The 7664-nt window shown below is 64.0% G+C and carries 5 protein-coding genes; 3 read left to right on the top strand and 2 right to left on the bottom strand.

The genetic code is table 11. The features are described 5' to 3' along the window. Positions 1–893: 893 nt before the first annotated feature. Positions 894–2957 (top strand): M23 family metallopeptidase, encoded by a 2064-nt coding sequence (locus QZ213_RS21460; RefSeq protein WP_291688101.1) that lies wholly within the window; start codon positions 894–896, stop codon positions 2955–2957. Positions 2958–3079: 122 nt separating this feature from the next. Beyond that, a complete protein-coding gene (locus QZ213_RS21455) occupies positions 3080–3340 on the top strand; it encodes a hypothetical protein (protein ID WP_291688100.1) in 261 nt (86 codons plus the stop codon). A gap of 41 nt (positions 3341–3381) precedes the next feature. Here QZ213_RS21455 and clpB read toward each other — a convergent pair whose 3' ends face one another. Continuing rightward, on the bottom strand, positions 3382–6021 hold the full coding sequence (clpB, locus tag QZ213_RS21450; protein ID WP_291688099.1) for an ATP-dependent chaperone ClpB: 2640 nt from the start codon (positions 6019–6021) through the stop codon (positions 3382–3384). Between the two features lie 218 nt (positions 6022–6239). Between clpB and QZ213_RS21445 the strand changes: the two genes are divergently transcribed. Continuing rightward, entirely contained in the window at positions 6240–7025 is a 786-nt protein-coding gene (locus QZ213_RS21445; protein ID WP_291688098.1) for an MOSC domain-containing protein, read from the top strand. Between the two features lie 27 nt (positions 7026–7052). Here the strand turns inward: QZ213_RS21445 and QZ213_RS21440 are convergent. Next, a partial coding sequence (locus tag QZ213_RS21440) for a TIGR02594 family protein (protein ID WP_291688097.1) occupies positions 7053–7664 on the bottom strand: 612 nt, incomplete at its 5' end.

The raw sequence follows: 7664 nt of genomic DNA, 5'->3' as shown, positions 1-7664 counted from the left end.
CCGCCAGCGTTCGCTCTGAGCCAGGATCAAACTCTCAAGTTGGACTTGAAACTTTAAACCGGCTGATCACAACGTTTGACGAGGTCCCACCATATTTATCGCCTGCGATTCACATCGCGGACGACGATGGTGTAACCTATGTAAACGTGTACCGCCGAAGTCTTTCGTCCAGCCTCGAAAGATGAAAACCGAAGTTTTCAAGTATTCGAGACTCGCAAGGACTCCGCCGTCCACGTTTCTCTTTCTTCATCTTCACTTGTCAAACAGCCCGGGGTCCGAAGACCCCTCTCCCATCGCTGGGAGCAACTTTCGCTTCCCCTCGGGGAAGCCTCGCTAGCTCTTATTCGACGGCAAATGACAACCGATTGGTATCGGCTGTTGATTCACTCATCTCAATGAGGAGCTTCACGGGCACGAAAACTTGCCTTGGCCAAGAGCCAAGACAGTGCCGCGCTCAGTGGGCGGGTTATAAGCCCGCCCGATCGACCTTGTCAACGGTTGTTGTCAACAAATCGTCGCATCATCGAAGAGAATCTTGGGCCGCGACGAAGCCCCTATGTTTAGGGACCTTGCGCCGTACTTGAGCCACAATCCTGCGACGTTCTGGCGCTACGTAAGCATTGAATCGCCGGGTGTCAGTGGGGGCTGCCGGCGTTTCTTTACCGAGGGATTGGCGATCTCCAGTGAAACCCGTCGCCTTTTCCTTTCGCTTGGAAACATCGAGAGATCTTAAAGACCATTGTTGTTCGTGATCCCGGCCTCGCTTCGGCCATTGATTACCGGACATCTATACGGCACGCCGTGCCCGCGGATCCCCCTTACGGAGGGCGAACGCGGATCGGGTATGGGCAAAGATTTCGTCGAATGTTGATGGATATTGGGGGGACGGCGGGTTGAGCCACAGGACGTCACGCGGGGGCGGCTACGGACGCGAGACCGGGATCATCGATCTCGGTCATGAGCCGCCGCTTTCCGTTGACGGTTCCGAGGCCGCGGTGATCGATCGCCGCCGCGTCTCCGTACAGTGGTTTAGCGGCACCATCCTCACCGGCCTGTGCGGCGCAGCCCTTATCGGCGGCGCCGTTTTCGCTTCCCTCGACGGCGAAATGACCTTTGCCAAGGTGCCGGAACGGGTCGAGGGCGCGCTGCGCGGCGCGTTCGGCGCCAATGACAAGACGGCCAGCCTGCACAAGAGCGATCGCCTGCCGCCGCCCGGGGAATCGACCGCGGCGCGCAGCGTGGTGCGGGTCTCCACAGTGGCCCGCGTCGGCAACCGCGACGTGATGCGGGTGCGGCCGTTCGTCCGCATCTCCGGCAATCTGTCGATGACGACCAGCGACCTCAGCGCCAAGATCCCGCCGTTCAACGCCCAGCGCATGCTGAGCGATGTCGGCAGCCCTACCCCGGCGGCCTCCGACGATCCCAATGCCGCCGCCGACGCGGCAGACGCGGCCGAGCCCGATGCCGAGGTTTCCTTCGTCACCAAGGACCTGGCGCAGGTTCTGCCGAAGGCGAAGATCGCCGCGGTGGTCGCCCTCGACGATATACTGATGCGGGTGCGCGACGCCTCGAACTGGCGCGGCAGCAGCGGGGTGCGCTATGCGGCGCTCGCCAACGCCGCCGCCGATGCCACCGGCGCCCAGTCGGACATGAAACTGGCCTACGCCACCGAGGGCACCTCCGCCGACCCTTATGCCGGCTTTGAAACCCGCGTGGTCCCGGAAAACGTCACGCTGCTGCCGAAGACCAAGGATCAGGTCACCGGCGGCAATCCGACCGGCGAACGCGTCCACGTGGTCAAGAAGGGCGATAGCGTCACCTCGATCCTGCGCGATCAGGGCGCCACGCCGGAAGAGGCGAAAGCCATTGCCGCCACGCTCGGCCCCCGCGGCCGCGATGGCGGACTGAAGGAAGGCCAGAAGCTGCGCATCCTGATGGCGGCAGCGGGCCCCGGCCAGCGGCTGCAGCCCTGCCGGGTGATCGTCGCCAACGATTCCACCATCGAAGCCGTCGCCGCGCTGTCCGACCTCGGCAAATATGTCGCCGTCGACGTACAGAGCATGAACACCGTCGCCGAAGCCCCCGACAACAGCGACGATGAAGATGACGACGGCAGCGGGGTCCGGCTCTATCAGAGCATCTACGAGACCGCGCTGCGCAACAAGGTGCCTGCGAATGTCATCGAGGACATGGTCCGCGTCTATTCCTATGACGTCGACTTCCAGCGCAAGGTGCAACCCGGCGACTCCTTCGACGTGTTCTATGCCGGCGAAGACGAAGGCGCCAACGCCAGCGAAAAGAGCGAGGTGCTGTTCGCCTCGCTGACCGTCGGCGGCGAAACCAAGAAATATTATCGGTTCCAGACCCCCGACGACGCGGTGGTCGATTACTACGACGAGACCGGCAAGAGCGCGAAGAAGTTCCTGGTGCGCAAGCCGGTCGGTAGCGCGATCATGCGATCGGGCTTCGGCGCGCGCCGCCATCCCATTCTCGGCTTCGTCAAGATGCACACCGGCGTCGACTGGGCCGCGCCCTACGGCACGCCGATCTTCGCCTCCGGCAACGGCGTCGTCGAGAAAGCCGAACGGGAAGGCGGCTACGGCAATTACGTCCGCGTGAAGCACGCCAATGGCTACGAGACCGCCTACGGCCACATGTCGGCTTTCGCCAAGGGCATGGCGCCCGGCAAGCGGGTGCGGCAGGGCCAGGTGATCGGTTTCGTCGGTTCGACGGGCATGTCGACCGGCGCCCACGTCCACTACGAAATCCTGGTCAACGGCCGCTTCGTCGATCCGATGCGCATCAAGCTGCCGCGCGGCCGCTCGCTCGACGGGCCGCTGCTGGCAGGCTTCGAGAAGGAACGCGATCGTCTCGACGGCATGATGAACAACCGCGGCACGGCACGGCTATCCGACGCCACCGGCTCAACCGGCGTGCGGCAAATCAGCAATCGCTGACATCCCCTTAAGATGAAGATGACGGTTTAATCGGGCGGCGCGCGGAACTCTGACCGTGCCCCTTCGGTTGACTATGGTTCGCGCGCCATCGAGGGGCGCGGCTGGCTCAGGGGTGAAAAGCGATGACGCGGCTTACTCGTGACGAAATTATCAAGGCGGTCGGCCAAGTCGACGATGTGACCATCGCCGAAATGATCGGAACCGGTGCCACGGCGGAGGAACTGGCGGAGGCTCAGGCCTGGATCCTCAATGACGACCCGCTGCTGAATGCGGGCAAAAAGCTGCCTACGGGACGGGTTCGCGGCTTGATCGATATCCTCGCCGAACTCGAGCCGGACGACGAGGATGGCGGGCAGGCCGGGCCGCTCGTGAGCGAAGGCTGAGATGCCCCGGACCTGGTGGCGGGTCCGGGGCATGCTTCAACTCAGTTCAGTTTGCGTTTCGGCAACGGCGGCTCGAACTGCGCGATCTCGGCGGTCTGCGGCGCCTTGCCGTTGAAGGTCAGCACGTTGCCTTCCACCGAAATCGCGACCCGATCGCCGTCCTTGACCTCGCCGGCGAGGATCATCTCCGCCAGCGGATCCTGCAGATTGCGCTGGATCACCCGCTTCAACGGCCTTGCGCCATAGGCGGGATCCCAGCCCTTGGCGGCGAGCCAATCGCGCGCCGCGGCATCGAGCGTGAGCGCGATCTTGCGCTCTTCCAGGAGCTTCTGCAGCCGGCCGAACTGGATCTCGACGATCCGGCCCATCTCGCTCTTCTGCAGGCGGTGGAACAGGATGATCTCGTCGACGCGGTTGAGGAATTCGGGGCGGAAGTGCGCACGCACCGTGCCCATCACCTGCTCGCGCACCGCCGAAGTATCCTCGCCTTCCGGCTGGTTGACCAGGAATTCGGAGCCGAGATTCGATGTCATGATGATCAGCGTGTTGCGGAAGTCCACGGTGCGGCCCTGACCGTCGGTCAGGCGGCCGTCATCGAGCACCTGCAGGAGCACGTTGAAAACATCGGGATGCGCCTTCTCGATCTCGTCGAACAGCACGACCTGGTAGGGCCGCCGCCGCACGGCTTCGGTGAGTGCGCCGCCCTCGTCATAGCCGACATAGCCCGGAGGCGCACCGATCAGCCGCGATACCGAGTGCTTCTCCATGTATTCGGACATGTCGAGGCGGACCATCGCGGTCTCGTCGTTGAACAGGTATTCGGCGAGCGCCTTGGTCAGTTCGGTCTTGCCGACGCCGGTAGGCCCCAGGAACATGAACGAGCCCATCGGGCGGTTCGGATCCTGCAGTCCCGCGCGCGAACGGCGAACCGCGGTCGCCACCGCATGCACGGCTTCGGCCTGGCCGACGACGCGGTTGCCGAGGCTGTCCTCCATCTTCAGGAGCTTGTCCTTCTCGCCTTCCAGCATCTTGTCGACGGGCACGCCGGTCCAGCGCGACACCACCTGCGCGATGTGATTGGCGGTGACCGCCTCTTCCATCATCTCGCCGGCGTTTTCCTTGGCTTCGATATCGGCGAGTCTCTTCTCGAGCTCGGGGATCCGGCCATAGGCCAGTTCGCCGGCACGCTGGTATTCGCCGCGCCGCTGGGCGTTGGCGAGTTCGATGCGAAGCGCGTCGAGCTCGCTCTTGATCTTCTGCGCGTTCGACAGCTTGTCCTTTTCCGCGCTCCAGCGCGCGGTCAGGGCGGCCGACTTCTCTTCGAGTTCGGCAAGTTCCTTTTCCAGCGTCTGCAAGCGGCTCTTCGAGCCGGCGTCGCTTTCCTTCCTCAGCGCTTCCTGCTCGATCTTGAGCCGGACGATTTCCCTGTCCATCGAATCGAGCTCTTCCGGCTTGGAATCGACCTGCATCTTCAGCCGCGCGGCGGCTTCGTCCATCAGGTCGATCGCCTTGTCCGGCAGGAACCGGTCGGTGATGTAGCGGTTCGACAGCGTCGTCGCCGCAACCAGCGCGGAATCGGTGATGCGCACGCCGTGATGCTGCTCGTATTTGTCCTTCAGGCCGCGCAGGATCGAGATGGTGTCCTCGACGGTGGGCTCCGAAACGAAGATCGGCTGGAACCGGCGCGCCAATGCGGCGTCCTTTTCGACGTGCTTGCGGTACTCGTCGAGCGTGGTCGCGCCGATGCAGTGCAATTCGCCCCGCGCCAGCGCGGGCTTGAGCAGATTGGACGCATCCATGGCACCGTCACCCTTGCCGGCGCCGATCAACGTGTGCATCTCGTCGATAAAAAGGATGATGCCGCCCTCGGCCGAGGTGACTTCCTGGAGCACGGCTTTCAGCCGCTCCTCGAATTCGCCGCGGTATTTCGCGCCCGCGATCAGCGAGCCCATATCGAGCGACAGCAGTTTCTTGTCCTTCAGGCTCTCCGGCACGTCGCCATTGAGAATCCGCAACGCCAGACCTTCGACGATCGCGGTCTTGCCGACGCCGGGCTCGCCGATCAGGACGGGATTGTTCTTGGTGCGGCGGGACAGCACCTGGATGGTACGGCGGATTTCCTCGTCGCGGCCGATCACCGGATCGAGCTTGCCCTCGCGCGCCGCCTGGGTCAGGTCGCGCGCGTATTTCTTCAGCGCATCATAGGCGTTTTCGGCCGTCGCGCTGTCGGCGGTGCGGCCCTTGCGCAGGGCTTCGATCGCCGCGTTCAGATTCTGCGGCGTGACGCCGCCCTTTCGCAGGATGCTGCCGGCATCGCTGTCTTTTTCCAGCGTCAATCCCAGCAACAGCCGCTCAACGGTGACAAAACTATCGCCGGCCTTCTCGGCGGCCTTTTCCGCGGCATCGAACGCACGCGCCAGTTCCGGGGCGAGATAGACCTGCCCGGCGCCGCTTCCGGAAACCTTTGGCAGCTTGTTGAGCGCGTCTTCGGTGGCTTTCAGGATCGCGCGGGAATTACCCCCGGACCTGTCGATCAGGCCGCCGGCGAGGCCCTCGCTGTCGTCCAGCAGCACTTTCAGCATATGCAGCGCCGAAAACTGCTGGTGGCCGTCGCGCATCGCAAGCGACTGCGCCGACTGGATGAAACCGCGCGCACGCTCGGTATATTTTTCAATATTCATTGTGTGTCCCTCAGCCTGCCGCTCCGCCCCGAAGGCACGGACACAGCATCTTCACTGGGTTTCCGCGGGCCGCATTGACATTCCTCAACCGGCCACGGTCGTCGCCGACGCTGGCGCCGGCTTGGGGCAAATGTGGGAACGGCTTGGCAAAACGGAAGAGGCCGCTTCACAAATTCGTGTGCGGTGGCGCCGGGCTGGGGAATCTCCTAAAAAGCCGCATGTCACGCATCCCGCCCGCCGAGATCGCCAGCCTTTACCGCTATCCTGTCAAAGGCCTCACGCCGGAGCCGCTGCCGTCGGTCACGCTGCAGCGAGGCCAGACCTTGCCGGCCGACCGCCGCTACGCCATCGAAAACGGCCCCAGCGGCTTCGATCCGGCCCGGCCTGCCTGGCTGCACAAGTCCTTCTATCTGATGCTGATGCGCAACGAGCGACTGGCCGGATGGCAGACGCATTATGAGGACGAAAGCCATATCCTGACCATTCGCCGGGACGGCAAAGTGGCCGCGCGCGGGGACCTCGAAACGGCAGAGGGCCGCGCCGCCATTGAGGCGTTTTTCGCGGCGAACTTTTCCGGCGAACTCAAGGGGCCACCAAAGGTTCTTTCCGGCGGCGGCCACAGTTTTTCGGACGTCGCCAGGAAGGTCGTCTCCATCATCAATCTCGGCAGCGTCAGAGCCGTCGAGAACATGGTCGGCCTGCCCGTGCATCCCTTGCGCTTCCGCGCCAATGTCTACGTCAGCGGCTGGCCGGCCTGGCAGGAACTCGAACTCGTCGGCCAGACCCTTGCCGTCGGCAACGCCCGCCTGAAGGTCGTGAAGCGGATCACCCGCTGCGCCGCCGTCAACGTCGACCCCGAGACCGCAGCGCGCGACCTCGAGATCCCGCCCGCATTGATGCGCCGGCTCGGCCATAACGAGTGCGGGGTCTACGCCGAGGTAATCGCCGGCGGCGCGATTGCCGTCGGCGATGCAATCGCGGCAGAAGAACCGAAGCTGGTGTGAACCAAGCCTAAGTGCTTCGTCGCCTTATCAACCCGCCGGCATGACGTAGGCGTAGATCCGGCCGCGCGACACCGGCGCTTCGCGGACCCGGTTGCCGTTATTGCCCGAGATCATGATCGGATTGCCCTGCGCGTCGATGCCGCTGATGATCCCGACATGTCCGCCGCCGCGCCGTCCCATCACGGCGATGGCGCCGATCTGCGGTCCGGAGACACGCTGGCCGTAGCTTGCGAACGAACGCGCCATGTCCGAGCCGGTGCCGTGGTAGCCCGTGCGCTGCAGAACCATGTTCATGAACCGTGCGCACCACAGGCTGCCGCGCCCCGTCGGATTGCCGCCGAGGTAACGGCGCGCTTCGGCGACGAGATTCGACGAACCAAATCCGCCTGACGTGGCCGTGCCGGCGGAATAGGTGCCGCCCGATGCAAGGCTGGCATTGCTATCGGCCAAACCTCGCGCCTGCATTTGCGCCACGCTGGCGTCCCAGCGCGATCCGCGCACGATGTGCCTATGATGGCGGTAGTGACGATGGGCGTAGTGCTGCCCGATGTGATGTCCGGCATAATGGGCGTGGCGCCATGCGCCGTGGTGAGATCTGGCAGAAGCCGGCGAGACCGAGCCGACGATTGCCGCCGAACA

Origin of the sequence: Bradyrhizobium sp. (assembly GCF_017881085.1) — a bacterium.
GTDB lineage: Bacteria > Pseudomonadota > Alphaproteobacteria > Rhizobiales > Xanthobacteraceae > Bradyrhizobium.
This window is presented reverse-complemented; position numbering and strand designations above follow the sequence as displayed.